We start from the raw sequence: 23,688 nt of genomic DNA, 5'->3' as shown, positions 1-23,688 counted from the left end.
GCGCGGCCACCGCCTCGGGCAACTCCGGCGCGGCCACCGCCTCGGGCAACTCCGGCGCGGCCACCGCCTCGGGCAACTCCGGCGCGGCCACCGCCTCGGGCAACTACGGCGCGGCCACCGCCTCGGGCAACTCCGGCGCGGCCACCGCCTCGGGCAACTACGGCGCGGCCACCGCCTCGGGCAACTACGGCGCGGCCACCGCCTCGGGCTACTCCGGCGCGGCCACCGCCTCGGGCTACTACGGCGCGGCCACCGCCTCGGGCTACTCCGGCGCGGCCACCGCCTCGGGCTACTCCGGCAAAGCAAAGGCTTCCGCAGGCTCCGCGATCTTCCTCTGCGAGCGCGACGACCGCCTCAAGATCATCGCCGTCTTCGCTGCCATTGCCGGCGTCACGGAAGGCATCAAGCCCGACACTTTCTACCGCCTCAAGGGCGGCAAGCCCGTCGAAGTGGCCTGACATCTCAAGGGCTCCGGCCCTCCACCCTTCCGAACAAGCCAATCACGCCAAAGATGGAGAACACGCAGTGAGCCAGGTCAAAGAAAAGAGTGTCGACGTTCTACTCGCAGAGGTCGAGCAGATTTGGCCCGGGTCGTTCTGGCTGCTGGCGAAGGGGAGGGCAACGGAGTTGGAGCCCATGTACGGGTTCCAGGCCATATGGGGGAGCGGGAAAGTCCTCTGCGAGGGCGAGGGCGACAGCCAAGAAGCCGCCATTGCCGCCGCGCTTGCGCAGCCGCGCATCAATCACGCCTGAACCCCTCCCCCTCTCCGAATAGGAGCAGCACCCATGCCCCACACACCCACTCCCATCATCGAGACACAGCAGTTCCCCTCAGCCGGCACACTGGCCCACGATCTGGGGCAGGATCTCATGTTCGCCTACTGCGAGGAGAAGAACCGGGAATACTTCATCGCACGAGCCGGCGAGAAGCTGGTTCGGATCGGGCATGTGCTCGGGTTCGTGTTCAGCCGGGCCAAGCCGTTCAGCGGTGAGCTGGCGATCCAGAAGATGGACGCCGCGATGTTCGACGCTGGCAAACAGAGCTTGGCGGATATCGCCGTCAGAGCCGCCGAGCGGGATTTCTGGAAGGACCGCGCCACCATCGCCGAGTGCCACGCCGCCGATCTTGAAGCCGAAGTGCTGTCGCTACGCAAGCGCGGGCGGGTAGCGGCATGAGCGCGGATTACACGCCAGGGCCTTGGTGTATCGCGCACCGCAAAGGCGTTCTCGCTGTTCGAGGTGCCGCTACTGAGCATGTCGCCCAAATCTCATCGGTGTTTCAGATCGGGTACGGCCCGACAAGCTCCGAGGAAGCGAAGGCCAACGCTCGCCTGATCGCCGCCAGCCCAGAGCTTCTCGAAGCCCTGCAGTCCGTCATGGCCGAGTGGCGTGATGGCTACGGCTTGAAGTGCGCCGAGCAATGTCGCGCCGCAATCGCAAAAGCCACAGCCGCCTGATCGCCAACACCCAACAGGGAGAACCAGCATGAGCATCAATGACGGCGGCCCAGCATTCCCAGAAGCTGTTGCCGTAGGCCCTTCTGGAGACGTCTACCCCGGAATGGGCGGCATGAGCCTTCGCGACTGGTTCGCCGGGCAGGCTCTTCCGGCTGTAGCCGAGCGGGCTCTGATCCACGGGAAAGAGGTCGGCGATAAGACTATCTCTGAAATGCTCTCCGGAATCGCTGGCGCATCCTACGACATCGCCGACGCGATGCTCGCCGCTCGCACCCAGGAGCCGAGCGAATGACCGCCCTCCGCGCAGAACTCCGCGAGGCTGGCCGCTTCGCCCGCCATGCCTGCTCCCTCCTTGCCAAGGACGTGACCACGCTCATCGCCCTCGCTCCTTGGCTGATGCTGATCGCGTTCGGCTCCTGGGAGATTGGCAGCCAGATCGTAGCCGCCAGGACGGCCACCATGATCGTGGGAGGATTGTGATGGAAGAGCGCAAAGACGACGAAACGCTGCGCTATCAAATCGTGATGCGCGAAGCGCGGAGGTACATTGCCAGCAAGCTTCCCGACAGAGCGGCCCAACTACTCGCCGAGATGGACATCACGGGCATCCCAATTTCTGAGGGAGATGGCGATGTATTTGGCGAAGTCGAACGATATGCGGCCACCATTGCCACCCTCACTGCTCGCGCCGAAGCCGCAGAGGCACGAGAGGCGAAGCTGAGAGAGGCACTGACGCCGAGCGGCGATACCAAGGCAGCATATTCGGGAGAGTTCTATGAAGAAATAGAGCTGATAAACCCTGAATACGACGAGGATGACGAGGACAGCGAAGAGACTTTGCAGGTTCGCCGCCCCGTGCAGTGGACGACCATCAAAGAGATAATGCACGCCATAGCATTGCGCGCCTCCGGCAAGGGGGGCTGACCCATGCCCCACAGAACATATTGGCAAGCCCTCCCCCTGTGGATGACGACCGCCATTGTCGTCAGCTCGCTGCTCATCGCCGGCCTAGCCCTGCTCGGGCCGGTGCTCTTCCCTGTTTTTGATCATGCGATCGCCGCGGCTGCGGTCGAGCGTTTGGGAGCGGGGCTTTGACCAGCACCCTACGCCAGCAGGCCGACTATGTCGCGCTCACCGGCCGCGAGATCGCCCATCAAGCCGCATCACAGCGCCAGGCCGGAAAGACCGAGCAGGCGAACCTCACAGAGACCCGCCTGCCCATCCTTCGGGATGCATACGCCACTCTGGATCGGCTGGCGAAGGAGGATGGCAATGGATGATCCAGTCCGCAAGCTCCAGCGCGAGAAGGTCGCCGCCATCCGGCTCATGTCGCATCTACGCGATGCCGGCGAGGCCGATGATGCAGAGATCGTAGAGACCGCGATCGAAGGCGAGACCAACTTTGTCGAGGCGGTTGCGTCCGTCGTCGCCGAGATTGACGAGTGCGAGGTTCTACAGATCGGCCTCAAGGCGAAGATCGAGGACTTCGGCAACCGTCTCGCCGCCGTGACCAAGCGCTCTGAAATGCTCCGCGCCGCGATCGAGGCTTCAATGGTCGAGGCAGAACAGCGGAACGTCAAGCTGCCGACCAAGACCGTCTTCCTGTCCGAGCGCGGCCCGAACGTCGTCGTCGAGAACGAAGCGGAGATCCCATCCCGGTTTTGGGTGCAGCCCGAAGCCCCTGCCCCGAGGCTGGACCGCAACGCTCTCAAGGCCGCGCTGAAGGCGAAGGAAGTCATCCCAGGCGCCAAGCTCGACAACGGCTCTGTCAGCCTTTCCATGAGGAAATAGCCATGTCCCTGACCAACTACGAAATGACCAGCCGGCAGATTTCCCTCGTCAAGAACACCGTGGCGAAGGACTGCGATAACTCTGAGTTCGATTTGTTTATGGAAGCGGCGAAGTCCTACGGGCTGGACCCATTCCGTAAGCAGATTATCCCGCTTGTCTTCAGCAAAGCCGACGCCAACAAGCGGCGGATGTCGATCGTGGTGTCCCGTGATGGGCTACGGGTCATCGCGCAGAGGTGCAAGAATTACCGGCCCGCCTCAGAACCTGCGGAGATCCAGTACGACGAAACCCTGAAAGGCCCAACAAACCCGAAGGGCATCGTCTGCGCTCGCGTGAAACTTTGGCAGCAGGATAACCGAGGGGACTGGTTCCCTGTCGTCGGCGAAGCCTACTGGGACGAATTCGCACCGGTCAAGAACGAGGCTGAAGACTACGACTGGGTTGATACCGGCGAGACGTGGCCAGACACCGGCAAGCCAAAGAAGAAGAAGGTTGCCAGAGGCGTCGTCGCTCCGAAGCTGGACGATAGCGGCAACTGGGCTCGGATGCCTATCGTCATGATTACGAAATGCGCCGAGGCCCAAGCCCTTCGCGCCGGCTGGCCCGACCAGTTCAGCGGCGTCTACGTCGAAGAGGAAATGGATCGCGCCAAGACGCTCGACCTGACCGCCTCTGAGATCGTGGCGCATGAGGCCGAGGAACGCCGCCTTCTGGCTATCGGAGCGTCAAACTCTCTCACCGTCACGTGGGGCGACAACTGGGCTCTGGAGAACGTTCCGATCGGCGAGTTCGCAGACAGGGCAATCGAGTTCCTTCGCGACACGACGCCGGACAAGGCGGCCCGCTGGGCTGATGCCAACCGTGTCGGGCTTCAGCAGTTTTGGGCGAAGGCGCCGGCTGACGCTTTGGAACTGAAGAAGGTAATTGAGCGGGCGCGCACCCCGAAGGTGGCAGCATGACCATGCCCCTCGTCTACCAGTGGGACGGCGAGGCCATGCGCCCCATCTCCCCGTTCCTCGCTAAGCAGGCTGATCGGCAGTTCGTCATCGGCGAGCGGTATCGGCTGGCCGAAGAGCAGGAGCGCAGCGCGAAGTCACACTCGCACGAATTCGCTTGGCTCAAGGAAGCCTGGGAGAACCTGCCGGAGCGCTATGCAAATGACTTCCCGTCGCCGGAACACCTGCGTAAGCGCGCCCTGATCGATGCCGGCTTCTATGACGAGCAGATCGCCGATGCCGGCAGCAATGCCGCTGCGATCCGCATGGCGCGGTTCATCGGCTCGCGTGAGGAATTCTCCGTCTGCGTCGTCCGCGGCCCTCTGGTGATCGTCAGGACGGCCAAGAGCCAATCCCGCCGCACGATGAAGGCTGACGAGTTTCAGCGCAGCAAGACGGCGATCATGGAAGTGGTCGCCGATCTGCTCGGAACCGACCCCAAGACGCTGGAAAGGGCGCAAGCAGCATGACCCTGATCTCCCGCACCGAACCACAGTCACGAGAGCAGATCATCGCCGAGATGAAAACGATGCGGCCTCGCTCCGACAGGTGGAACGAGCTGAACGACGTTCTCTGGATGATGACCCTGGCCGGGCTTCATGAGGCGGCGTTCCCGAAGGCGATCGAGAAGGATTTCCGTGATGGCCTTTGAGATCCGCAAGGAGCCGACCGCGTTCTCGGTGGACCGCTCCACCCGTCGCGAGCCCCGCATCTAGCCTTCATCCGCAAGCTGCCGAGCGTCATCAGCGGCCGGATGCCATGCGAGGCCTGCCACATCCGCTACGGGGATGCCACGCGGAAAAAGAAACGAGGCGGGACCGGCATAAAGCCAGACGATTTCTGGACTGTTCCGCTTCATCCCGACGAGCATCGTGACCAGCACTCCACCAACGAATTCGCATGGTGGCAGCGCCAGGGCATCGACCCGCTCACCATCGCAAGCCTCCTCTATGCCGTCTCTGGTGACGTCGAGGAAGGCCGCAAGATCATCGCCAACGCACGGAGGATTGCAGCATGAGTGCAGAAATCATCGACGAGATCGATTGGCTGCAGCCGCTCGAAGTGTCTCGCGGGCTCAAGGTGCCGGTCACGGTTTATGCCGACGACGGGGACTGCAAGTGGCTCAGAATGGGCGATGGCGTCTGGATGTTCAACAACGACGGGACAGGCGTCGATTGCCATTGGCATGTCCGAAATATCCCAAGCCCTCCGGTGCCGTCATGAACGCCATCCCCATCACTCCCGAGATCCAAGCAGCATGTGACGCCTATCAAGCGGCACTCCAGGAATACCGAGGTGAACAGGCCGTGAAGCGGCTGAGAGATGGAGAGCGAGGATGAGCATTGAACAGAAAGCTGTGAAGCTCGCGGCGGTACGCGGAGAGGGTTTTGAGGCTGAGACTGGCGGGTTTCCCATCATACACATCGGCAGCAAGCAGTTCTCAGCATCCGACATTCGCGCCGCCTTCGCCGCCGCCTCTCCGTCAGATGGGATCGCACCCCTGCGCAGCAGCATCGACGTGCATGCCGAAATGCGGGCGGAGATCGTGGGGGAGCTGCGGGCTCGAAATTACCGACCGGATGCTTTTCTAGGCTTCATCAGCGCCTCGGATGCGGCTCTGATGCACCGCGCAGCCGACGAGATAGAGCGGTTGCAAGCCGAGGCAATCGCGTTGCGCCGCCGAGCGGTCAACGCCGAGACCGACGCCAAGATCAACGCGGAATTTCAGGCGCATTCCGACGCCCGCGCTGAAGCCGCAGAGGCGCGAGAGGCGAAGCTACGCGAGGGGCAGGCTAAATCCGTCGAACTGCTCCGAGACGCGGCCAGTCGTCTTTTTGCGGCATCATCTTCGGACCGGACATTCGGAGGGTCTGCAATGGCGGGCCTGTCCGGCGCGATCACAGCGCATCTCGCGGCGCTCGCAGCCCTCAACCCCACCAAGGAGAGCTGAGATGGCAGAGACAACGGACGCGGTCGTGGCGGCGCTCGGATACGACCGTCTCGCGTTTCTGCTGGAGAGCAGGGCGGCCTCTCTTAGGCAGATGGGCGGAAATCTGATCATGTACGGCCCCGGGTATGCCGCGACCGATCTTTCCGCGGCTTCGGCCCTACGAGGCGCCACCCACGCCATATCGCTCCTCACCGCCGACAACGCCCGCCTCCAAAGCGAGCTTGCCGCCATGCAGGCGGATAGGGATGCTGCGGCCGAGGATGAGCGGGACCGGCTGTATTCGCTAGCTGTTGCCCGAGTGCGTCAACATATCCCCGGGGCGGTGGATGTGGCTGGGTGGCTTGCTGGGCAAGGCGCAGAAATACAGTACGTCCGCGCCGCCCTCCGCGCCCTCGCCAAACAGGAGCCGACGGCATGAGCGACAACACCGAAGCGCCGAAGCTCTTCATGAATGCGTACTACTTTGGCTTTAACGAGACCGGCTGCCGTCCAGTTGACGAGATACTGTCCGCGGTAGCGCAGGCGGGGAAAGGCTACCACCACACCGAAGACTGGACGACGCCCCTTCACGGGACAAACACGTCCTATGCCGACATGATCCAAGAGGCAGCGAACCGAGCTGCCAATAGCCTCGCCGCCCCTCCCTCCCTCGAAGCCGTAAAGGCAGAGGCCCGGCGGGAAGCTCTGGAGGAAGCGGCGAAGGTGGCGGAGCGGTTCGGCTCACAGCCGGCGCCGGGTGGCGATGGCATGGGAACGCGCATCCTTCAAAGCGTTGACGGTATGCAAGTCGCCGCGGCCATCCGAGCCATCCCTTCCGAGAAGGAAGGCTAGAGCGATGAAGACAGCCTATACACCTGAGACGCTGGCGGCGAAGTGGGAATGTAGCCCCCGCCATATCCGCAACATGTGCCGGTCGGGCGAATTGCCGTCGTTCCGGGTCGGGGGCAAATTGCTCCGCATCAGATCAGACGACGTGGAGAGTTTCGAATGCCAGAATGGCGCATCACCCGATTCCGCGGCAAGTTCGCCCTCACCTTTGACGAGCCCCAGCCAGATGGAACGTCCAAGCGGCGACGCTTCAACCTCGAAACAGACGATCGAGCGGAAGCAGAGCGCAGAGCGCCGTCTGCGTATGCGGCAATCACTCGCCCTGGTGGGACAACGGTAGCCGAGCTCTGGCAGGGGTACACCCGCGACCGCGAAGGGCGCGCCGTGCTGGAGACCATGCAGCACACATGGAAGGCCCTAGAGGCACGGTTCGGCAGGACGGAAGGCGAGCTCGTGTCGATCGCCGATTGCCGGGCTCACATCGCCGCCAGGCGGAAGGCCGGCAGATCGGACGGCACCATCCACACCGAGCTCGGTCACCTGCGCATGGTGCTGAAATGGGCCGAGGCGCACAAGCTGATCGGCCGAGCTCCAACCATTGAGCGACCGCCAAAGCCAGAGCCGAAGTCGGCCTATCTGACGAGAGCGGAAGTCGAGGCTATGTCCGCCGCGGCCAACACACCTCACATCGAGCTCGCTATCAGGCTACTGATCGGGACGGGAGCTCGCGTCACCGCGGCGCTGGAGCTCACCTGGGACCGCATCGACTTCGACCGCGGCATGGTCCATTTGCGCAATCCATTCGACAAGACCCGCCGGAAAGGCCGGTCGTCTGTACCCATGAATGGCAAGCTTCGCGCGGCCCTGAGTGCCGCAAAACCTGGAGCTCAAACCCCCTTTGTGGTAGAGTGGTCGGGCCGTCCAGTGAAGTCGATCAAGCGCGGGTTGAGGGCGGCGGCAACCGCGATAGGGCGGCCTGACGTGTCCGCCCACATGCTGCGTCATTCGTCGGCGGTCTGGCTGGCAGAGGACGGCCACTCAATGGATGAAATCGCACAGTTCCTCGGCCACGGCGACGGGCGCATGACGGCCAAGGTCTACGCCAGATACTCGCCGGATCACCTTCGTTCCCTCGCGTCGTCCCTGGAATTTTGAAATTGCGAAGTGCCCTTCGGTTCAATGAACCTGCGCAGGAGAACAAACAGTGTCGATGATGCCCGAAACGACGCCGAGCGAAGTGCCCTGCGCCCCAGAGCGCAAGGGTTTCCATGAGGGGAAAGACGTTGACATCGAAGGGGTCACAGGTTCAATCCCTGTCACGCCCACCATCCAGTTCAAAGGGCTCGACGAGCGATCGTCGGGCCCTTTTTCTTTGCGCGCTGCATCGCCCTCGGGCCGTCTCTGCGACGTCGCGCTTGGGCTAGGACCGCGGCGAACGGCGCATGCGCGGGACCGCGTGATCGCTCTCCGCAATGGCTCTTCGTCGAATCGCCATGCCGCTTCCGTCCTTCATTGTCGCATGATCTTCTCCCCAGACCGGACGCCGCCTTTCGAGGACCCGGCTCTGGCGTCGGGCGCCAAAGGGCCGTAAGGCGGGCGCCAACATCCCCTGCCGGGAAAGCCCGCATCTTGCCCCAGACACTCGTCTCCTACCCGATGTATGCCGCCGCGCCGGGCGCGATCGACGGATTCTGGCAGGGCCTGCGCCGGCATCTCCGCGAGGCGGGTTTTGCGGATGTCGAGGAAGGGTTGAGCCAGCCGGACGACCTGATGGCGCACTGGACGCGGCCCGATCTCCTCCTCAGCCAGACCTGCGGCTATCCGCTGACGCACGCTTTGGCCGGGCGCGTGCAGCTGGTCGGCACGCTTGGCTACGAGGCGCCGGGCTGCGAGGGAGCGCTCTATTCCAGCGTCTTCGTCGTGCGCGCCGATGACCCGGCGGAGCGGCTCGCCGATTTCCGCGGCCGGCGCGTCGCCTTCAACAGCCGCGATTCGCAATCGGGCACCAACTGCCTGCGGCACGCCGTCGCGCCTTTGGCAGAGGGCGGGCGATTCTTCGGCACGGCGATCGAGAGCGGCGCCCATCGGCGCTCGATGCGCCTCGTAAAGGACGGCGTCGCCGACATCGCCGCCGTCGACGCCGTCACCTATGCGCTGGCCACCGATGCCGGCCTGACCGACGGCCTGCGCATTCTCACCTTTTCCGAACGCGCACCCGGCCTGCCGCTCGTCACCGCGGCGGACACCGCGCCGGAAGCCGTGGCGCGGCTGCGGCAGGCTGTGGCAGCGGCTTCGGCCGATCCGGCCCTTGCCTCTGCTCGCGCCGGCATGCGGCTTTCCAGCTTCGAGGTCCTGCCGCTGGCCGCCTATGACGTCATTCCCGCCATGGAACGCGAAGCCGTCGCCGCCGGATACCCGGAGCTCATCTGATCCGGGCGCGGCCAGCCGCCGCGCTTGCGCTCTTTCGGCGAATGCCCGATGTCGTGGCGACCCGGACGTCCGCCGAGGTCGGCGATCTTGAAGCGACGGGCCGGAAGGCGAGACCCGCCGGCAGGCGGAACCGACAAGTGAAAGGGCCTTTATGAGCCTTGCCGAAAACCTCGTGCGGCTGCGCATCACCGACGGCCAGACGATCGAGCAGGTCGCCAGCGCCACCCGCCTCCCCGCGACCGTCATCGCCGGCCTCGAAAGCGGCCGCATCTCCTCCGCCCACCGGGCCGTCCGCGCCCTCGCCCGGCATTTCGGCGTCAGCGTCGAGACGCTGGAAGGCTGACGGCGGCCGCCGGGGCGTCCAGCCCGGCGCCGGGTAAGTTCGCGCTGTCGCAGGAGCCCAGGGAAGCGGATGCCCTCCCCTCCCTCCTCGACCGACGGCTGGCCCAGACGCGATGTTTCCTGCCAAGAATTTTTTTTGACAACGGCTTTGCGGCGGTCCATGATCGACGTCGACAAGCATTGATGGCTTTCGTTCCAATCCAGCACCAACAAAGCCTCCTGGTAGTGACTATAATTTAGGCTCCATCGCGCTTCTTCTTGCGAAGTAACATGCCTTGAAGACGAGCGGAGCGCGGCGAATAGAAGAGCACCGATCGAACGGTCGACGAGAGCAGGCGACACCGTCGCTTGCTGGTTCGCGCGGCCTGCCGGCGGACGACGGGCGGCTTTGGGTTTCACGCGGGCACGGCGCCGCGGCAGGCATCAGGATCTGGCTGAGACACCATGCTTCTTTCCGACATCAAGAGCCGGCCGACCTACGGCACGCTGAACCCCTCCCCCCTCGCCGCCCGCCACATCGTCGCGGTCGAGGGTGCTGGCATCGGGGCGGTCGAGGCGGCGTTTGGCGGGCGGCCGGCGCTCGCGGCCCGCATGACCATCGTCTTCACGCCTTCGGCCGACATGCCGGCCGATACGCCGGACAGGCTGGAACGGCTCGGCGCCGATGCGCTGCACCAGGCCCCGACGACGGAGACACTGCTGATCCGCCTTTCCGGCCTGCTGGCCACGGCGACGATGGGCACCCACCTGTCCATCGCCGGCAGCGAGAATTTCATCGGCCAGGCCGTCGCCACCGGCATGGCGCACGGCATCGGCCCGGGCAGCATCGCCACCGAGTTCAGCGGCTCGCCGGCCCGGCGCGTGCAGTGCGTCCACTGCAAGGGGTTTACCGCCGCGGTCACGGCGAGCCCCGTCCCCTGCAGCCATTGCGGCCTGATGCTGCTTGTGCGCGACCACTATTCGCGACGCCTCGGGGCCTTCATGGGCGTGTGCATCGATGCCGAGGCGCCGGGCGACATTCCGCCCCCCGAGCCGTTCACGGCATGAGACGAGGATCCGGCATGACGCGGTGGACGGCATGAGCGGCGGCAGGGATTTTCGCGTCCGGGTGGTGGCGGCCGAGAACGTCACGCCGACCATCAAGAGGCTGCGGCTCGTGCGCTGCGACGGCGAGGCCCTGCCGCCCTATGCCGCCGGCGCCCACACCGTGCTGACGCTCGAGACCCCCGAGGGAAAGCGGCGCAATCCCTATTCGCTGCTGGCTTCGACGCTGTCCGGCGGCGCTTACGAGATCGCGGTCCTCAGGACACCTCAGTCGCGCGGCGGCTCGGCCTTCATCCACGCCGCGGTCGGTGTCGGGGCGGAGCTGACCCTGTCGATGCCGGTGAACCTCTTTCCCGTGCATCACCTGGCGCGCCGCCATGTCCTCGTCGCCGGCGGCATCGGCATCACGCCGATCGCCGCCATGGCGGCCGAGCTCTCGGCGATCAACGCCCCGTTCGAGCTGCACTACGCCGTCCGCGACGAGGCGCTCGGCGCCTTCGCCAGGGATCTGGCCGCCCATCACGGCTCGAAGGTCAGGCTCTATGTCAGCCGCCGCCAGGAGCGCCTGGCGGTGCACGAGATACTCAGACACCAGCCGCTCGGCACGCATCTCTATGTCTGCGGCCCCGAGCGGATGATCGAGGCGGTGCTGGCGGACGCACGTACCGCCGGCTGGCCTGAGGACAGCCTGCATGCCGAGCGATTTCTGGCGCCGGCCGGGGGCGAGCCTTTCGCCGTGCGGCTGGCGCGCTCGGGGCTGGTGGCGACCGTCGGGGAGCACCAGAGCCTGCTCGAGGCGATCGAGGCGGCCGGCGTCGACGCGCCCTACCTCTGCCGCGGTGGCGCCTGCGGCCAGTGCGAGACCGCCGTCGTCTCGGCCAACGGCCCGCTGCTGCACCACGACCATTTCCTCTCCGAGGCCGAGAAGGCGTCGGGCCGAAAGATCATGACCTGCGTCTCGCGCCTGGCCGGCCGCGAACTCGTCCTCGACCTCTGACCCCTGGTCGAGGTTGGCCCTCTGGAAATCCAAGGAGCGCGCGATGACCATCCCGTTCAAGACCGAGACGTTCCGCGACGACTTCACCTTTTCCAACAGCCCCGCGGCGATCCGGCGGTTTCCGTTCCCCTTCGACCGCGACGCCTACATGTATTTGGTCAACATCGAGCAGCACGTGCCGGGCCCGGTGCAGACGACGACCGAGTTCCCGATCGACATCGACGAGCACTATGTGGCGGAGATGGCGGACCGGGCCCTGGTGCTCAAAGCCGACCCGCTGCGCTGCCAGTCCCTGCCACACATGATCACGGCGGAATGGGACCTGCTCGAGCTACTGATGACCTCGATGGCGCAGCATTACCCCGATCATTTCACGCTGACGCGCGACGGCGACCGCTGGCACTGGATCAACCGGCCGCTCGGGATCGACGAGCATTTCACCTTCGGCGAGGCCGCCACCCTGCCGCTGCCGCCAATGGAATACGTCACCCGCCAGTGTCAGGGGGATTTCTGCCTGCTCGACCAGCGCGACGACAATCTCTGGATGGATGCCGGCATCGTCACCACCCAGGCCGACTGGTCGCTCGACTTCGACCTCGGCATGAACTTCATCGAATGGCACGGGCCCGTGCCGCTGGCGCACGATCTCGGCGTCTTCGACCGGGCCCTCAAATTTCTGATGAACCTGCAGCAGGGCCGCCCGGTGCGCCGCCTCAACTGGACGATGACGATCAATCCCCGCCTCGACACCAGCCCCGAAAACTATCACGTCTGGGGCATCGACAAGGCAGGCGTGACGCCCGAGAACGTCGGCGACAAGGTGCATCTGCGCGTCGAGCTGCAGGCGCTCTGGCGGCTGCCGCGCTCCAACGCCATCGTCTTCTCCATCCGCTGCTACCTCATCAAGATGGACGAGCTGGTGACGCAGAAGAAATGGGCCCGCCGCTTCCACCGCGTGCTGCGCGACCTGCCCGAAGCGATCGCCGGCTACAAGGGTTTGTCGCGCTTCCGCCAGACGACGATCGACTGGCTGGCGCGGCACGATGACGGAGCGGAAACGTCGCCGGGGTTCGGGCCGGATTGAGGGGCGCTCCGGGCCGACGCTGCAGGTCTATCGAGGCTCTCGCACCCCTGCCGCGCCCGCACCCAAGCCGTCGAGATTGGCGATCACGCGGTTCAGCATGGCGATGAAGTGTTCGGCTTCGTCGTCCGAAAATCCCTGCAGGGCCTCGCTGTTGCCCTGAAAGAGGGCGTCGCAAGCCTCGGGCAGCCGGGCGATCGCCGTCTGCGTCAGGGCGATGCGGCTGCTGCGGCCGTCGGCGGGATCGGGGTCGCGGCGGATCAGCCCGTCCCTCTCCATGCGCACCATCATCTGCGCCATCGACGGCTGCTCGATCCGGACGATCCGGGCAAGGTCGCGCTGCGACGTCGCCCGGCCATCCCTCAGTGCCATCAGCGCTGGCAGATAGCCGATGCCGAAGCCGAGCGGCTTCAGCCTCATCTCGCTGAGCCGCGCGAAACTGCGGGCGGCAAGGCTAATCAGGTGCCCAGGTGTCGACAATACGTCGCGATCCATCCAAACCTCTTGCATAGGTTCCTATATTGATACATAGGTGACAATACAAGGGATGCGGGACTGCGGCAATGCCGGCGTCCGAGGTTCAGACAAGGTGCAGAAGGACGATGAAAATGGAGACCGCCCTCGCGCTCGTTCGACACATCTACGAGCGCTTCAATGCCCGGGACATCGACGCTGTTCTTGCCGTCCTCGGTGACGACGTCGCCTGGGCCAACGGCATGGACGGCGGCCATGTCCACGGCCACGCGGCACTCAGGGACTACTGGACGCGGCAGTGGGCACTCGTCAGCCCGCATGTCGAGCCACAGAAAATCGCCAGGGCCGACGATGGCACAATCGTGGTCGATGTCCTTCAGTCCATCCGCGACCTCGACGGCAATCCGCTGGAAGGCCAGTTCCACGGGCTGACGGACCGGACAGTCGCCCATATCTTCCGTTTCGAGCAGGGCAAGGTCGCGCGCTTCGACATCGGCGACTGATCCCGCTTCGCCCCCGGCAGGTTCCGGAGAGAACCCTGTCTTCAGCGAGACTGACGTCGGCGATTTCTCATGCCTTGTGAAGATGCCGGCTCATGCAGCCCGGGCGCATCAGCCAGAGCGGTTTGCCGCACCGCGCGGATCGTCCGCCAGGACGGATGCAGCTTCGGTTGCAGCAGCCATGCCCGCCTCTGCCAACGCCGCTGGCGCCTCCGCCCGAACCCGCGTCTTGTCCGGATCGTAATGCGGGAACCGCACGACGGTCGCGGTGATGCGCTTCTGCTGGCCGTCGAGCTTGCCGATCTCGACGCGCGTGCCGGGCGCGGCCAAGGAGACGTCGAGCCGCGCCAGGGCGATGGTCTTGCCGAGGATCGGCGACCGCGTCGCCGAGGTGACCACGCCGACCTGCGCCCGGCCGACAAAGATGCCGTCGCCATGGCCGATCGGCTCGTTGCCGGCGATGTCGAGGCCGACGAGCTGGCGGTGGGGATGGGCGCGTCGCCGTGCGATCGCGGCGTCGCCGACGTAAGGGTCGGGCTTCTCCTTCGGAACGGTGAAGCCGATGCCGGCCTCGAACGGGTCGGTGTCGTCGGAGAAGTCGAAGCCGGCGAAGACGAGCCCGGCCTCGATGCGGACCATGTCGAGGGCGAGAAGGCCCATTGGCGTCAGGCCATCAGGCGCGCCGGCCGCCATGATCGCGTCCCAGACCGCTGGTGCGTCGTTGGGGTGGCACCAGACCTCGTAGCCGAGCTCGCCGGTATAGCCGGTGCGCGAGACGACAACGGGCAGGCCGGCGATGCGGCCGATGGTGAAGCGGAACCATCTCAGCTCGGCGAGCGTCGCATGGGCCGGCGATGTCACGACGATACTCGCCAGTATGTCACGCGACTTCGGTCCCTGGACGGCGAGATTGTGCAGCTGGTCGCTGGAGTTTCTTACCCAAGCCTTCAGCCCATGCGTCTCGGCGAGCTCGCGCAGCCAGACGCCAGTCGCGTCGTCGCCGCAGACGACGCGGAAATTGTGCGAGCCCAGCCGAAAGATCGTGCCGTCGTCGAGCATGCCGCCGTGCTCGTAGCAGAAGGCGGTGTAGACGACCTGCCCCTGGGCGAGTTTGCGGACATTGCGCGGCACGGCCAGCTGCAGGAGATCCTCGACATCGGGGCCGGTGACCTCGAATTTTCGCAAGGCCGAGAGATCGATGACGACGGCGCGCTCGCGGCAGGCCCAGTATTCCTCGATCGGGCCAGAGCCGGCATAGCAGTCGGCCAGCCAGAAGCCGCGATAGTCGGTGAATTTGCGGGTCAGCGCGGCGGTGCGCGGGTGGAAGCCGCTCTCGCGGCTGAGGCGCGGTTCGGCATCCCTGGTCATGCGGTGGGCGTTTCCTTTTGCGAAGTGGCACAGGGCGCCGTCATAGACGCGGACATGGATGTCGGTCGGGTCCCAGGCATTGGCCGGGTCGATGTCGTCGGCGCAGGAGGACGAGGCGCAGACCAGATCGGTCAGCGCCCGCAGCAGCACGTAGTCGCCGGGGCGCGACCAGGGCTCGTCCATCGAGATCCGGTCGTCCGCGCCGACGATGGTGTTGTAGAAGAAGTTGATCGCCGGCCAGCCCTTGCGCTCGGCGACGCCATGCTTCGCCAGCACGCGGTTGAAATTCTCGGTGCAGTTGGAATGGCCGGGATAGCCCATGTCCTCGTAGTATTTCGCGGTGCAGGCGAGGAGAAACGTGTCGTGCCGGCCGACCGTGTCCTGGATCACCTCGACCAGCGGCTGCATGCGGGAATCGAAATATTTGGAATGCAGGCCCGGGCCGGAGAAGCTCGACCCCATCAGGGTTCGCGTCGTCGTCGGGTCGAGATCGTATTCCTCGCCCCGCGCCAGCGCGTTCGCGTCGAAGGCGAGGAAATCGGAGCACTGGCGGCCATCGACGTCGATGATCTGGATGTAGTCGCCGGCCTTCACGGTGTAGGCCGAGGCGGTGGCGGCCTTGATGCGGTGGTCGAGAACCATGTCCGGCGCGAGCGGCGGCGGCACCTCGCCGTCGCGCGGTTCGGCCGGGGCGACGCAAACGAGAATGTCGGTCGGCGTGTCCTGCGCCTCCGGGGCCATGGCCGCGCCCGGCGCGGCGAGAAGGCAAAGGACGGGCGCCAGGGCTTCGAGAGTCAACGAAATCCCGGCGGGGGCGTGGGCGGGGAACAGGCTCACGCCCCGGGCGACCGAGGCATAGCGCGCGGCGAGCGCAGGCTCGGCGCCGGGACAGTCGGCCAGCGCAGCGACGAGGCCCGGCGCCGGCCGCTCCGGCAGGCCGCGCAACGGACTTTCCGGCTGCAGCACGTAGAGATAGGCCGGCTGACGCCCTTCCGGATCGCTGATACTCATCCGGTCGCCCTCGACCAGCTGGAACAGGCGTGCCTGCCCACCGCGCACGACCGTGGACGTCGCCCTGAGTGCCTGAGACGGCAGACCCACCCCCACTTCGCCCGCCCAGACATTCATCATCGGTCTGTCCTTTCAGCTGCAGCGGTCAAGCTGCTTTCTTCTCCCCTGCGAGGAGAAGGTCGCGGCAGCGGGATGAGGGGAGCGCCACGGGCGCACGCCGCATCTCCAGCCGCCGCAACGGCTTCGCCATCCCCTCATCCGGCCCTTCGGGCCACCTTCTCCCCGCCGGGGAGAAGAAACGCCTGCCCCTGAGCTTCGTCATCCCGGACTTGATCCGGGATCCACTCCAAACCCTCGACACGATCGAGCACGGGGACCAACTTGGCTCATCCTGATCCGATTTGGCAGCGACAACGCTTTGGCATGGATCCCGGCTCAAGGCCGGGATGACGAAGCGTTGAGGTATCGCCTCGTTCTTCCCCCACCGCATCACATGCCGGTTCACCACTGTGTCCGGATCAAGTCCGGGATGACGAAGTTTTGGCGGTGCTGCCTAACATTGACCTCGGCGCCAGGGAGCACGAGCCGGCCTGTCCGTCCTAAACCGAACCCTACTCCGCCGCCTCCTTCACCGCCAGGAACGTCGCCAGCGAGTCGTCGAGTGCCTGGATCCAGGGCGTGTGGTGCACCGGGGCCATATTCCCCGTCAGCGTCGAGGGGTAGGAGCGGTCGCGGTAGGTGAGGATGCCGGCCTCCTTGTGGTGCTCCCATTCCTTGAACAGCGCGGCGACGCGGTCGACGTCGAGGAAGGGATAGTCCGTCGCCGACAAGAGGTCGCGGACATAGTCGGTCTGGAAGTCGATGGCTTCGAAGGGGTTCGTCAGTTCCTCCTCGCGCGCCCGCCATTGCCGGATGTCGGCCTCCTGCTCTTCCGCGCTGGGCAGCGCGATCCGGCCGAGGATGACGTCGCGCGCGAACCAAGCCTGCGCGTCGAACATGTTGAAGGTGTAGTACTGGTCCTGCATGCCGATATACATCAGCTGCGGATTGTCCTGCCAGATCACGCCCTTGTAGAGCCCGAGCGGATACAGCCGGTTGTTCGTCTTCAGCCTGAGATCGTCGGGCAGGAAGGGAAAGCAGTGCTGGTAGCCGGTGCACAGCACGATGGCGTCGACTTCCCTGGAGGTGCCGTCCTTGAAGTAAGCGGTCTTGCCGACGAGCTTTTGCAGGAGCGGCTTTTCCTCGAACCCTTCCGGCCAGTCAAAACCCATCGGCTTGGTGCGGTAGCTGAAGGTGATGGTTTGGGCGCCGTATTTGTAGCACTGGATGCCGATGTCCTCGGCCGAATAGCTGGCACCGACGAGGAGCACGTTCTTGCCGGCGAACTCGTCGGCGGCGCGGAAATCATGCGCGTGCATCACCCGCCCCGGAAAGGCTTCGATGCCCTCGAAGTCAGGCACGTTCGGCACCGAGAAATGGCCGTTGGCGACGATGACATGGTCGAACTCCGAGGTCTCGTGCCGGTCGTTCACGAGGTCCTTCACCGTCACCGAGAAAGTTTTCGTCTCCGGCTTCCACTCGACCGAGCGGACGGGCGTGCAGAAGCGGATATAGGGTCGCACGCCGCTCTTCTCGACGCGGCCGGCGATGTAGTCGTGCAGCACGGCGCGTGGCGGATAGGAGGGGATCGGCCGGCCGAAATGTTGCTCGAAGGAGTAGTCGGCGAACTCCAGGCATTCCTTCGGGCCGTTGGACCAGAGATAGCGGTACATCGAGCCGTGCACCGGCTCGCCGAACTCGTCGAGCCCGGTGCGCCAGGTGTAGTTCCACAACCCGCCCCAGTTCGCCTGCTTCTCGAAGCAGACGACTTCCGGCACGTCGGCGCCGGCGCGCTTGGCGGTCTCGAAGGCGCGCAGGGCGGCGAGACCGCTCGGACCGGCCCCGATGACGGCGACACGTTTGTGCATGCGGAAGCCTCCCGGACTGGAATGGAACACGCGAGCTGCAGGGCCGCCAAGCGGCCCAGGAGGACCCGATGGAGCCGGCCAGCCGACGCAAGGGAAAGCAGACCAGACGGCGCATTGCTTGTCAATTTTCTTTCCTAAGGCGAAAGGCCCGCCGCCTGTGCGAGGAGCAACGCTCCGGTCGTCATGCCCCGAAGCCCCCGCGATTTCGCGCCGGGGCGTTGACCGTCTCGCCCCCGGCGCATATTCCTATCGATTATGAAATTCTCCTAAGAGGAAACATTCACGCCTCGTCACCTCGCCTGACAGCCTGCCGAGATGCGCATCCGGCTGCCGCCGCGGGGCAGCGCGAGGGGCGATGTCGGCGCGTCGCCCGGCCCTTCCGCCCCTCCCCCTCAACGCCCACGACGGAGCCCGACCGATGACTGCATCCTGGAGATTTTCCGCCCTCACCGATCGGCACCGCGCGCTCGGCTCGAAGCTCGAGGACTGGAGCGGCATGGGCACCGCCTGGAGCTATGACGGGGATGCGGACGCCGAATATGTGGCGATCCGCACCAAGGCCGGGCTGATGGACGTGTCGGGGCTGAAGAAGGTGCATGTCACCGGTCCGCACGCCTCCCATCTCATCGACCTCGCCACCACCCGCGACGTGGAGAAGATCTACCCCGGCAAGTCGGCCTATGCCTGCATGCTGAACGAGGCGGGAAAGTTCACCGACGACTGCATCCTCTACCGCACCGGGCCGAACAGCTGGATGGTGGTGCATGGCTCGGGCACGGGCCATGAGGAACTGACGAAGGCGGCGATGGGCCGCGACGTCTCCCTCCGCTTCGACGACGACCTGCACGATCTCTCCCTGCAGGGCCCCCTCGCCGTCGACTTTCTGGCGGACCGCGTGCCGGGAATCCGCGACCTCCCCTATTTCCACCACATGCAGACGCGGCTGTTCGGCCTGCCGGTGATGATCTCGCGCACCGGCTATACTGGCGAGCGCGGCTACGAGATTTTCTGCCGCGGCCAGGATGCGCCTGCGATCTGGGACCGGATCCTCGACGAAGGCGCGTCTCTCGGCATCATCCCCTGCCGCTTCACGACGCTCGATATGCTCAGGGTCGAGAGCTATCTCCTCTTCTATCCCTACGACAACTCGCAGAAATACCCCTTCGCCGACGAAGGCCCGGGCGACACGCTGTGGGAACTCGGCCTCGATTTCACCGTCAGCCCGGGCAAGACAGGCTTTCGCGGCGCCGAGGAGCACTACCGGCTGAAGGGCCGCGAGCGCTTCAAGATTTTTGGCGTGCTTCTGGAGGGCGAGGCGCCCGCCGACGAAGGCGCGCCGATCTTCAAGGATGGCAAACAGGTCGGCATCGCCACCTGCGGCCTGTATTCGGTGCTCGCCAAGCGCTCGATGGCGATCGCGCGGCTCGACGTCGACTGTGCCGTCGCGGGCACGCCGCTGGAAGTGCGCAACGCCGCGGGGCCGATCAAGGCGACGGCGCAGGCTCTGCCCTTCGACGATCCCAAAAAGCTGAAGCGCACCGCCAAGGGCTGATCTGGCCTCGCAGGGGGCGCGCTGGAACAGAAGGCTGGAGCGGCCATGCCTCTGCGAGTGTCCGCAGCGGGGCCTCAGACGAGAACAGGGGACTGGGTCTGCCGTGCCGGCGGCGGAGCCAGCGGAACCTGCGCCCTGCCTTGCGACTTTCCCTCCGGAACCCTCTGGAGGATCACAGCATGTCCGACACGCCCGACCCGCTTTCGCCCGCGCGCATCCACGACGACGGCGCCGACGTTCCCGTGACCATTCCCGAAGAGGCCGAGGATATCGAGGCAGAGGAGCAGCGCGACGTCGAGCGGCTCGAAGAGGAGGCGCTGCAGCGCCCCGATCCCGCCGGCGACGACCTGCCCGACCGCGCCTTCGACCGGATCACGCCGGGGGTCTAGCCCGGCCGGGGCGCCGCCTCGATCGCGGCGCCTTATCGCGGGATGACGACCCAGGCGGCACTGGCGTGCGAGCGTGCCAGGGCCGCGACCCCGCGCTCGATCGCCAGGCCCGCGTCGAAATCGATCACCCGCGCCGGCTCGCCCGCCACCGCATGCAGCAGTTCGCGCGCCTCGATCACCTTCAGATCGTTGAACCCGAGCCCATGGCCCGGCGCCGGGACGAATTTTCCAAAAGGCGCATGGGCCGGCCCGGCGAGGATGGTGCGAAAGCCCTGGCGGTCCGGCGGATCGCGCGCGTCGAAGAACTGGACGTCGTTCAGTCGCTCCTGATCGAAGCTTGCCGCGCCGGCGTCGCCAAAAACCTGCACGGCGATCCGCCCCTTTCGGCCCCAGGCGGCGCGGTTCAGCGCCAGCGTGCCGGTGGCGCCGCCGGCAAAGCGCAGGAGAGCCGTGGCGCTGTCGTGCGTCTCGACCGCGCGCATCCCGCCCTCGCTCGTGCGCTGTGCGACAGGTCGGCTCATGTCGCAGACCACGGCCTCGACCGGGGGCGCCAGCACGGCGAGCAGGGACAGGGCATGCACGCCGAAATCGTCGAGGGCGCCGATGCCGGACAGGCTCTGGTCGCGGAAGCCGAAGGGCATTTCGGGATCGGCCATGAAATCCTCGTCCATTTCGACGCGGACATGCTGCAGCCGGCCGAGGCGCCCTTCCCCAATCAGTTTCCCGATCAGCCGGATCGCCGGGTTCTGGATGTAGTTGTAGCCGAGCACCGCGACCTTGCCGCTCGCACGCGCCGCGTCCCGCATCGCCTCGGCATCGGCGAGCGAAGTCGCCATCGGCTTTTCGCACCAGACGTGCTTGCCGGCCTCGAGAGCAGCGACCGCCATGTCGCGGTGCCAGGGATTGGGTGCGGCGATCGAAACGATCTCCACTTCCGGATCGGCCAACAACTGTTGCCAGTCATCCGTCGCCCGGTCGAAGCCGAAGGCAGCCGCCCGGGCCGCGGCCAGCGTCTGGTCCGTCTCGGCCAGCACCACGAGACGCGGGCGCGCGACGTCGCCGAAGGTGGCGGCGACGGCATTCCACGCCAGCGCATGGCATTTGCCCATATAGCCGGTTCCGATCAGGCCGACGCCGATGCCGCGCATGACTTTCCTCCCGCTGTCGCCGGGTGCTCGCCGGAGGTCGGTCCGTCCGTGCGAAAGGGAGCGTTCCGGGCTGGACAGAAGTAAAACATCTGTTCCATCACTTGGCGAGATGTCCTGCGGCGGAAGGCGACCGAAATGACCCTGCCCGAGCCGTCCGCCCTCCCGGCGGACTACGACGCGCTGCGCGGCCTGATCCTGGCGCGGCACGAAGACCTGCCGAAGCGGCTGGCGCAGGTCGCGCGCTTTGCGGTGGAGAATCCCGACGAGATCGCCTTCGGCACCGCCGCCAGCATCGCGGCCGAGGCCCGGGTGCAGCCCTCGACCCTCGTCCGCCTCGCCCAGAGCCTCGGCTATCCCGGTTTCTCCGACATGCAGGCGATCTTTCGGCAGAGGCTGAGGGCGAGGACCACCAGCTACGACGAGCGGCTGTCGCTGACGCGCAGCGAGGCATCGGGGGGCGGGCCGATCGCCCGCGGCATGCTGCAGTCGGCGGCGCAGTCGATCGGCCAGGCCGAGCGGGAGATCGATGCGGCCCTTCTCGACCGCGCCGCAGCGCTCGTGGCCGCGGCGGGCACGGTCTACATTCTGGGGCAACGCCGCTCAGCGGCGCCCGCCGTCTATCTCGGCTACGTCTTCGGCCGGTTGAAGATGCGCTCCATCGTCGTCGGCGCGGGTTTCGGCACGGAGGAGGACGTTCTGGCACTCGCCAGTCCCGGCGACGTCGCCATCTCGATCTCCTTCACCCCCTATGCCACGAGCACGATCGACTGGACGCGCCAGTTGGCGGCGAAAGGGGTACCCATCGTCGGCATCAGCGACAGCCTGTTCTCGCCCGTCGCCCGGCTGTCGACGGTCTGGCTGGAAGTCGTCGAGGCCGATTTCGAGGGTTTCCGGTCGCTGTCGGCGACCATGGCGCTGGCCGCCGCGCTGGCGGTCGCCAGCGCCGCTCTGCGCCTTGGGCCGGAAGAGACGCGGCCGATCTGAGCGCCGCCTTCAGGCGTCGACGCTCGCCTCGCCGGCCAGCGCGCGCCCGGTCTCCGGCGCCTTGGCGCGCGGGGTTCCGACGAGATGAAAGAGGCCCATCCCGGCCAGCATCGCGGCGACGAAGACCAGCACCTCTCCGGGCACGAAACCCAGCGCGGCCAGCGCCGGGCCGGGGCACAGGCCGACGAGGCCCCAGCCGATGCCGAACAGCGCCGCCCCGCCGATAAGGCGGGCGTCGATGTCGCGCCGCGTCGGCCATTCGAAGCGCGGCGCCAAAAGGGGCGCGCCCATGCGGCGGGCGAGCGCGAAGGCCGGGGCAGTGACGAGGATCGCGCCGCCCATTACGAGAGCGAGACTGGGATCCCAATCGCCGGCAATGTCGAGAAAGCCCAGGACCTTGGCCGGATCGACCATGGCCGAGACGATGAGACCGATGCCGAAGACGAGGCCGGCGGCTAGCGAGAGAAGGATCATGGCTCAGGCTCCGATGAGGTGGCGAACGACGAAGACGGTCGCGGCCGCCGTCGCCATGAAGATCAGCGTGGCGACGATCGAGCGCCCCGAGCCGCGGGCGATGCCGCAGACGCCATGGCCGCTGGTGCAGCCCGAACCGAGCCGCGCGCCGAAACCGACCAGAAGACCCGCGGCGACGACGACGGGCAACGATGCGTCGACGACAATCGCCGGCGGCGTGAAGCCCGCCAGCGCCATCAGCGGCGCGGCCGCGACGAGCCCCAGGACAAAGGCAAGACGCCAGCCGAAGCCGCTCGCCCGGGGCCTGAGGGCGCCGTCGAGAATGCCGCTGATGCCGGCAATGCGGCCGTTCAAGAGCATCAGCATGGCTGCCGACAGGCCGATCAGAAGGCCGCCGCCGAGGGCGGAAAAGGGTGTGAAGTTCTCCATAAGCTCAGGCTTTCGACGGTGAGGGAGGAGCCTTCGGCGACACCGCCTCGGGCGCGCAGAACAGGCCGTGCAGGGTGGCGAAAAGGCTCTCGATGCGCGGGTCGGCAATCCGGTACCAGAGCGTCTGGCTGTCGCGCCGAAAATCCACGATGCCCTGCCCGCGCAGGACGGCCAGATGCTGCGACAGGGCCGACTGCGAGAGGCCCGCGGCCTCCGCCAGCGTGCCGACCTTCGCCTCCCCCCATTCGACGAGCTTGCACAGGATCATCAGCCGCCGCTCGTTGGCGACCGCCTTCAACAGGCCGGCGACCTCCGATGCCTTGGTCTCGAATTCCACCATGTTCATGCAGCCGCCTCCCTTTTGTTAGAGAGATCTAATGTAGTGTTTACGCATATACAAGTCGGCAGAATGGGCCGGGCGCAGTTCGCGGCCGGGGAAGCAACCCTTTCTGACAGGCGCTCTGACGAGTGGATCGC

Annotated in this window: 34 protein-coding genes and 2 pseudogenes; 29 read left to right on the top strand and 7 right to left on the bottom strand. The window is 66.1% G+C overall.

What is annotated here, in order from left to right:
• From IEX88_RS06770 to IEX88_RS06655, 25 genes and pseudogenes are all read left to right on the top strand, one after another.
• Window positions 1-458, top strand: a pseudogene (locus IEX88_RS06770) (DUF7666 domain-containing protein); the annotation flags it as partial.
• Between the two features lie 67 nt (window positions 459-525).
• On the top strand, window positions 526-753 hold the full coding sequence (locus IEX88_RS06765) for a hypothetical protein (protein WP_188849797.1): 228 nt from the start codon (window positions 526-528) through the stop codon (window positions 751-753).
• 33 nt (window positions 754-786) lie between these two features.
• On the top strand, window positions 787-1,176 hold the full coding sequence (locus IEX88_RS06760; RefSeq protein ID WP_188849796.1) for a hypothetical protein: 390 nt from the start codon (window positions 787-789) through the stop codon (window positions 1,174-1,176).
• Window positions 1,173-1,457 (top strand): XkdD/Y8K6 family phage-associated protein, encoded by a 285-nt coding sequence (locus IEX88_RS06755; protein ID WP_188849795.1) that lies wholly within the window; start codon window positions 1,173-1,175, stop codon window positions 1,455-1,457. The genes IEX88_RS06760 and IEX88_RS06755 overlap by 4 nt, the downstream gene beginning before the upstream one ends.
• A gap of 28 nt (window positions 1,458-1,485) precedes the next feature.
• Window positions 1,486-1,749 carry a hypothetical protein gene (locus IEX88_RS06750; RefSeq protein WP_188849794.1) on the top strand — a complete coding sequence of 88 codons (264 nt, stop codon included), beginning with the start codon at window positions 1,486-1,488 and terminating at the stop codon, window positions 1,747-1,749.
• A complete protein-coding gene (locus IEX88_RS06745) occupies window positions 1,746-1,937 on the top strand; it encodes a hypothetical protein (protein ID WP_188849793.1) in 192 nt (63 codons plus the stop codon). Before IEX88_RS06750 ends, IEX88_RS06745 begins: the two co-directional genes overlap by 4 nt.
• Entirely contained in the window at window positions 1,937-2,380 is a 444-nt protein-coding gene (locus IEX88_RS06740) for a hypothetical protein (protein WP_188849792.1), read from the top strand. Before IEX88_RS06745 ends, IEX88_RS06740 begins: the two co-directional genes overlap by 1 nt.
• 3 nt (window positions 2,381-2,383) lie before the next feature.
• Complete coding sequence (locus IEX88_RS06735; RefSeq protein ID WP_188849791.1) at window positions 2,384-2,551, top strand: hypothetical protein; 168 nt, start codon at window positions 2,384-2,386, stop codon at window positions 2,549-2,551.
• Window positions 2,548-2,736 (top strand): hypothetical protein, encoded by a 189-nt coding sequence (locus IEX88_RS06730; protein ID WP_188849790.1) that lies wholly within the window; start codon window positions 2,548-2,550, stop codon window positions 2,734-2,736. Before IEX88_RS06735 ends, IEX88_RS06730 begins: the two co-directional genes overlap by 4 nt.
• A complete protein-coding gene (locus IEX88_RS06725; RefSeq protein ID WP_244639890.1) occupies window positions 2,729-3,247 on the top strand; it encodes a siphovirus Gp157 family protein in 519 nt (172 codons plus the stop codon). The genes IEX88_RS06730 and IEX88_RS06725 overlap by 8 nt, the downstream gene beginning before the upstream one ends.
• A gap of 2 nt (window positions 3,248-3,249) precedes the next feature.
• The gene (gene bet, locus IEX88_RS06720; protein WP_188849788.1) at window positions 3,250-4,206 is read left to right on the top strand and encodes a phage recombination protein Bet; all 957 of its coding nucleotides are present in this window, start codon (window positions 3,250-3,252) and stop codon (window positions 4,204-4,206) included.
• Window positions 4,203-4,712: a hypothetical protein gene (locus tag IEX88_RS06715; protein WP_188849787.1), complete on the top strand. Its 510-nt coding sequence runs from the start codon at window positions 4,203-4,205 to the stop codon at window positions 4,710-4,712. The genes bet and IEX88_RS06715 overlap by 4 nt, the downstream gene beginning before the upstream one ends.
• Window positions 4,709-4,894, top strand: coding sequence for a hypothetical protein (locus tag IEX88_RS06710; RefSeq protein WP_188849786.1), 186 nt, complete (start codon window positions 4,709-4,711; stop codon window positions 4,892-4,894). Before IEX88_RS06715 ends, IEX88_RS06710 begins: the two co-directional genes overlap by 4 nt.
• Before the next feature lie 102 nt (window positions 4,895-4,996).
• Complete coding sequence (locus IEX88_RS06705; protein WP_244639888.1) at window positions 4,997-5,260, top strand: hypothetical protein; 264 nt, start codon at window positions 4,997-4,999, stop codon at window positions 5,258-5,260.
• Window positions 5,257-5,466 (top strand): hypothetical protein, encoded by a 210-nt coding sequence (locus tag IEX88_RS06700; RefSeq protein ID WP_188849785.1) that lies wholly within the window; start codon window positions 5,257-5,259, stop codon window positions 5,464-5,466. The genes IEX88_RS06705 and IEX88_RS06700 overlap by 4 nt, the downstream gene beginning before the upstream one ends.
• 112 nt (window positions 5,467-5,578) lie before the next feature.
• Window positions 5,579-6,193, top strand: a complete 615-nt coding sequence (locus IEX88_RS06695; RefSeq protein WP_188849784.1) for a hypothetical protein — start codon at window positions 5,579-5,581, stop codon at window positions 6,191-6,193.
• Window position 6,194: 1 nt separating this feature from the next.
• Complete coding sequence (locus IEX88_RS06690; RefSeq protein ID WP_188849783.1) at window positions 6,195-6,611, top strand: hypothetical protein; 417 nt, start codon at window positions 6,195-6,197, stop codon at window positions 6,609-6,611.
• Entirely contained in the window at window positions 6,608-7,024 is a 417-nt protein-coding gene (locus IEX88_RS06685) for a hypothetical protein (RefSeq protein ID WP_188849782.1), read from the top strand. Before IEX88_RS06690 ends, IEX88_RS06685 begins: the two co-directional genes overlap by 4 nt.
• Window positions 6,936-7,166 (top strand): annotated as a pseudogene (locus IEX88_RS27245) (helix-turn-helix domain-containing protein); the annotation flags it as partial. The gene IEX88_RS06685 and the pseudogene IEX88_RS27245, both read left to right, overlap by 89 nt.
• 14 nt (window positions 7,167-7,180) lie before the next feature.
• Window positions 7,181-8,176, top strand: a complete 996-nt coding sequence (locus IEX88_RS06680; protein ID WP_188849781.1) for a tyrosine-type recombinase/integrase — start codon at window positions 7,181-7,183, stop codon at window positions 8,174-8,176.
• 474 nt (window positions 8,177-8,650) lie between these two features.
• The gene (locus IEX88_RS06675) at window positions 8,651-9,451 is read left to right on the top strand and encodes a phosphate/phosphite/phosphonate ABC transporter substrate-binding protein (protein WP_210319241.1); all 801 of its coding nucleotides are present in this window, start codon (window positions 8,651-8,653) and stop codon (window positions 9,449-9,451) included.
• A 151-nt stretch (window positions 9,452-9,602) separates the two neighbouring features.
• Window positions 9,603-9,794 carry a helix-turn-helix domain-containing protein gene (locus IEX88_RS06670; RefSeq protein ID WP_188849780.1) on the top strand — a complete coding sequence of 64 codons (192 nt, stop codon included), beginning with the start codon at window positions 9,603-9,605 and terminating at the stop codon, window positions 9,792-9,794.
• 443 nt (window positions 9,795-10,237) lie between these two features.
• The gene (locus tag IEX88_RS06665) at window positions 10,238-10,840 is read left to right on the top strand and encodes a dimethylamine monooxygenase subunit DmmA family protein (protein ID WP_188849779.1); all 603 of its coding nucleotides are present in this window, start codon (window positions 10,238-10,240) and stop codon (window positions 10,838-10,840) included.
• Between the two features lie 31 nt (window positions 10,841-10,871).
• Window positions 10,872-11,834 carry a PDR/VanB family oxidoreductase gene (locus IEX88_RS06660; RefSeq protein ID WP_188849778.1) on the top strand — a complete coding sequence of 321 codons (963 nt, stop codon included), beginning with the start codon at window positions 10,872-10,874 and terminating at the stop codon, window positions 11,832-11,834.
• A 43-nt stretch (window positions 11,835-11,877) separates the two neighbouring features.
• Entirely contained in the window at window positions 11,878-12,918 is a 1,041-nt protein-coding gene (locus IEX88_RS06655) for a heme-dependent oxidative N-demethylase family protein (protein ID WP_188849777.1), read from the top strand.
• Between the two features lie 27 nt (window positions 12,919-12,945).
• Here IEX88_RS06655 and IEX88_RS06650 read toward each other — a convergent pair whose 3' ends face one another.
• Complete coding sequence (locus IEX88_RS06650; RefSeq protein WP_188849776.1) at window positions 12,946-13,410, bottom strand: MarR family winged helix-turn-helix transcriptional regulator; 465 nt, start codon at window positions 13,408-13,410, stop codon at window positions 12,946-12,948.
• Window positions 13,411-13,523: 113 nt separating this feature from the next.
• Between IEX88_RS06650 and IEX88_RS06645 the strand changes: the two genes are divergently transcribed.
• Window positions 13,524-13,892, top strand: a complete 369-nt coding sequence (locus IEX88_RS06645) for a nuclear transport factor 2 family protein (RefSeq protein WP_188849775.1) — start codon at window positions 13,524-13,526, stop codon at window positions 13,890-13,892.
• A gap of 108 nt (window positions 13,893-14,000) precedes the next feature.
• On the opposite strand, the gene IEX88_RS06640 is transcribed toward IEX88_RS06645, so the two are convergent.
• Window positions 14,001-16,388 (bottom strand): trimethylamine N-oxide demethylase, encoded by a 2,388-nt coding sequence (locus tag IEX88_RS06640; RefSeq protein ID WP_244639886.1) that lies wholly within the window; start codon window positions 16,386-16,388, stop codon window positions 14,001-14,003.
• A 491-nt stretch (window positions 16,389-16,879) separates the two neighbouring features.
• A complete protein-coding gene (locus tag IEX88_RS06635) occupies window positions 16,880-18,235 on the bottom strand; it encodes a trimethylamine monooxygenase (protein ID WP_188849774.1) in 1,356 nt (451 codons plus the stop codon).
• Window positions 18,236-18,653: 418 nt separating this feature from the next.
• On the opposite strand from IEX88_RS06635, the gene IEX88_RS06630 reads away from it, so the two are divergent.
• Entirely contained in the window at window positions 18,654-19,787 is a 1,134-nt protein-coding gene (locus IEX88_RS06630; protein WP_188849773.1) for an aminomethyl transferase family protein, read from the top strand.
• Between the two features lie 179 nt (window positions 19,788-19,966).
• Complete coding sequence (locus tag IEX88_RS06625; protein ID WP_188849772.1) at window positions 19,967-20,176, top strand: hypothetical protein; 210 nt, start codon at window positions 19,967-19,969, stop codon at window positions 20,174-20,176.
• A gap of 32 nt (window positions 20,177-20,208) precedes the next feature.
• On the opposite strand, the gene IEX88_RS06620 is transcribed toward IEX88_RS06625, so the two are convergent.
• Window positions 20,209-21,324, bottom strand: a complete 1,116-nt coding sequence (locus tag IEX88_RS06620) for a Gfo/Idh/MocA family protein (protein WP_188849771.1) — start codon at window positions 21,322-21,324, stop codon at window positions 20,209-20,211.
• Window positions 21,325-21,459: 135 nt separating this feature from the next.
• Between IEX88_RS06620 and IEX88_RS06615 the strand changes: the two genes are divergently transcribed.
• Entirely contained in the window at window positions 21,460-22,308 is an 849-nt protein-coding gene (locus IEX88_RS06615) for a MurR/RpiR family transcriptional regulator (protein ID WP_188849770.1), read from the top strand.
• Window positions 22,309-22,317: 9 nt separating this feature from the next.
• On the opposite strand, the gene IEX88_RS06610 is transcribed toward IEX88_RS06615, so the two are convergent.
• Genes IEX88_RS06610 through IEX88_RS06600 form a run of 3 tightly spaced genes read right to left on the bottom strand, consistent with a single transcriptional unit; the run spans window position 22,318 to window position 23,557 of the window.
• Window positions 22,318-22,782, bottom strand: coding sequence for a DUF6691 family protein (locus IEX88_RS06610; protein WP_188849769.1), 465 nt, complete (start codon window positions 22,780-22,782; stop codon window positions 22,318-22,320).
• Window positions 22,783-22,785: 3 nt separating this feature from the next.
• Complete coding sequence (locus tag IEX88_RS06605) at window positions 22,786-23,211, bottom strand: YeeE/YedE family protein (RefSeq protein WP_188849768.1); 426 nt, start codon at window positions 23,209-23,211, stop codon at window positions 22,786-22,788.
• Between the two features lie 4 nt (window positions 23,212-23,215).
• Window positions 23,216-23,557 (bottom strand): ArsR/SmtB family transcription factor, encoded by a 342-nt coding sequence (locus tag IEX88_RS06600; RefSeq protein WP_188849767.1) that lies wholly within the window; start codon window positions 23,555-23,557, stop codon window positions 23,216-23,218.
• Between the last annotated feature and the right edge of the window lie 131 nt (window positions 23,558-23,688).

The sequence above is a fragment of the Aureimonas glaciei genome, assembly GCF_014643375.1.
Lineage (GTDB): Bacteria > Pseudomonadota > Alphaproteobacteria > Rhizobiales > Rhizobiaceae > Plantimonas > Plantimonas glaciei.
The sequence above is the reverse complement of the archived record's forward strand: the minus strand, read 5'-3'. Positions and strand labels throughout refer to the sequence as shown.

Bases quoted from the DNA above. Each gene is read 5' to 3' on its own strand.
- IEX88_RS06760 (WP_188849796.1), top strand. From the start codon at position 787: ATGCCCCACACACCCACTCCCATCATCGAGACACAGCAGTTCCCCTCA.
- IEX88_RS06755 (WP_188849795.1), top strand. From the start codon at position 1,173: ATGAGCGCGGATTACACGCCAGGGCCTTGGTGTATCGCGCACCGCAAA.
- IEX88_RS06750 (WP_188849794.1), top strand. From the start codon at position 1,486: ATGAGCATCAATGACGGCGGCCCAGCATTCCCAGAAGCTGTTGCCGTA.
- IEX88_RS06745 (WP_188849793.1), top strand. From the start codon at position 1,746: ATGACCGCCCTCCGCGCAGAACTCCGCGAGGCTGGCCGCTTCGCCCGC.
- IEX88_RS06740 (WP_188849792.1), top strand. From the start codon at position 1,937: ATGGAAGAGCGCAAAGACGACGAAACGCTGCGCTATCAAATCGTGATG.
- IEX88_RS06735 (WP_188849791.1), top strand. From the start codon at position 2,384: ATGCCCCACAGAACATATTGGCAAGCCCTCCCCCTGTGGATGACGACC.
- IEX88_RS06725 (WP_244639890.1), top strand. From the start codon at position 2,729: ATGGATGATCCAGTCCGCAAGCTCCAGCGCGAGAAGGTCGCCGCCATC.
- bet (WP_188849788.1), top strand. From the start codon at position 3,250: ATGTCCCTGACCAACTACGAAATGACCAGCCGGCAGATTTCCCTCGTC.
- IEX88_RS06715 (WP_188849787.1), top strand. From the start codon at position 4,203: ATGACCATGCCCCTCGTCTACCAGTGGGACGGCGAGGCCATGCGCCCC.
- IEX88_RS06710 (WP_188849786.1), top strand. From the start codon at position 4,709: ATGACCCTGATCTCCCGCACCGAACCACAGTCACGAGAGCAGATCATC.
- IEX88_RS06705 (WP_244639888.1), top strand. From the start codon at position 4,997: ATGCCATGCGAGGCCTGCCACATCCGCTACGGGGATGCCACGCGGAAA.
- IEX88_RS06700 (WP_188849785.1), top strand. From the start codon at position 5,257: ATGAGTGCAGAAATCATCGACGAGATCGATTGGCTGCAGCCGCTCGAA.
- IEX88_RS06695 (WP_188849784.1), top strand. From the start codon at position 5,579: ATGAGCATTGAACAGAAAGCTGTGAAGCTCGCGGCGGTACGCGGAGAG.
- IEX88_RS06690 (WP_188849783.1), top strand. From the start codon at position 6,195: ATGGCAGAGACAACGGACGCGGTCGTGGCGGCGCTCGGATACGACCGT.
- IEX88_RS06685 (WP_188849782.1), top strand. From the start codon at position 6,608: ATGAGCGACAACACCGAAGCGCCGAAGCTCTTCATGAATGCGTACTAC.
- IEX88_RS06680 (WP_188849781.1), top strand. From the start codon at position 7,181: ATGCCAGAATGGCGCATCACCCGATTCCGCGGCAAGTTCGCCCTCACC.
- IEX88_RS06670 (WP_188849780.1), top strand. From the start codon at position 9,603: ATGAGCCTTGCCGAAAACCTCGTGCGGCTGCGCATCACCGACGGCCAG.
- IEX88_RS06665 (WP_188849779.1), top strand. From the start codon at position 10,238: ATGCTTCTTTCCGACATCAAGAGCCGGCCGACCTACGGCACGCTGAAC.
- IEX88_RS06660 (WP_188849778.1), top strand. From the start codon at position 10,872: ATGAGCGGCGGCAGGGATTTTCGCGTCCGGGTGGTGGCGGCCGAGAAC.
- IEX88_RS06655 (WP_188849777.1), top strand. From the start codon at position 11,878: ATGACCATCCCGTTCAAGACCGAGACGTTCCGCGACGACTTCACCTTT.
- IEX88_RS06650 (WP_188849776.1), bottom strand. From the start codon at position 13,410: ATGGATCGCGACGTATTGTCGACACCTGGGCACCTGATTAGCCTTGCC.
- IEX88_RS06645 (WP_188849775.1), top strand. From the start codon at position 13,524: ATGGAGACCGCCCTCGCGCTCGTTCGACACATCTACGAGCGCTTCAAT.
- IEX88_RS06640 (WP_244639886.1), bottom strand. From the start codon at position 16,388: ATGATGAATGTCTGGGCGGGCGAAGTGGGGGTGGGTCTGCCGTCTCAG.
- IEX88_RS06635 (WP_188849774.1), bottom strand. From the start codon at position 18,235: ATGCACAAACGTGTCGCCGTCATCGGGGCCGGTCCGAGCGGTCTCGCC.
- IEX88_RS06630 (WP_188849773.1), top strand. From the start codon at position 18,654: ATGACTGCATCCTGGAGATTTTCCGCCCTCACCGATCGGCACCGCGCG.
- IEX88_RS06625 (WP_188849772.1), top strand. From the start codon at position 19,967: ATGTCCGACACGCCCGACCCGCTTTCGCCCGCGCGCATCCACGACGAC.
- IEX88_RS06620 (WP_188849771.1), bottom strand. From the start codon at position 21,324: ATGCGCGGCATCGGCGTCGGCCTGATCGGAACCGGCTATATGGGCAAA.
- IEX88_RS06615 (WP_188849770.1), top strand. From the start codon at position 21,460: ATGACCCTGCCCGAGCCGTCCGCCCTCCCGGCGGACTACGACGCGCTG.
- IEX88_RS06610 (WP_188849769.1), bottom strand. From the start codon at position 22,782: ATGATCCTTCTCTCGCTAGCCGCCGGCCTCGTCTTCGGCATCGGTCTC.
- IEX88_RS06605 (WP_188849768.1), bottom strand. From the start codon at position 23,211: ATGGAGAACTTCACACCCTTTTCCGCCCTCGGCGGCGGCCTTCTGATC.
- IEX88_RS06600 (WP_188849767.1), bottom strand. From the start codon at position 23,557: ATGAACATGGTGGAATTCGAGACCAAGGCATCGGAGGTCGCCGGCCTG.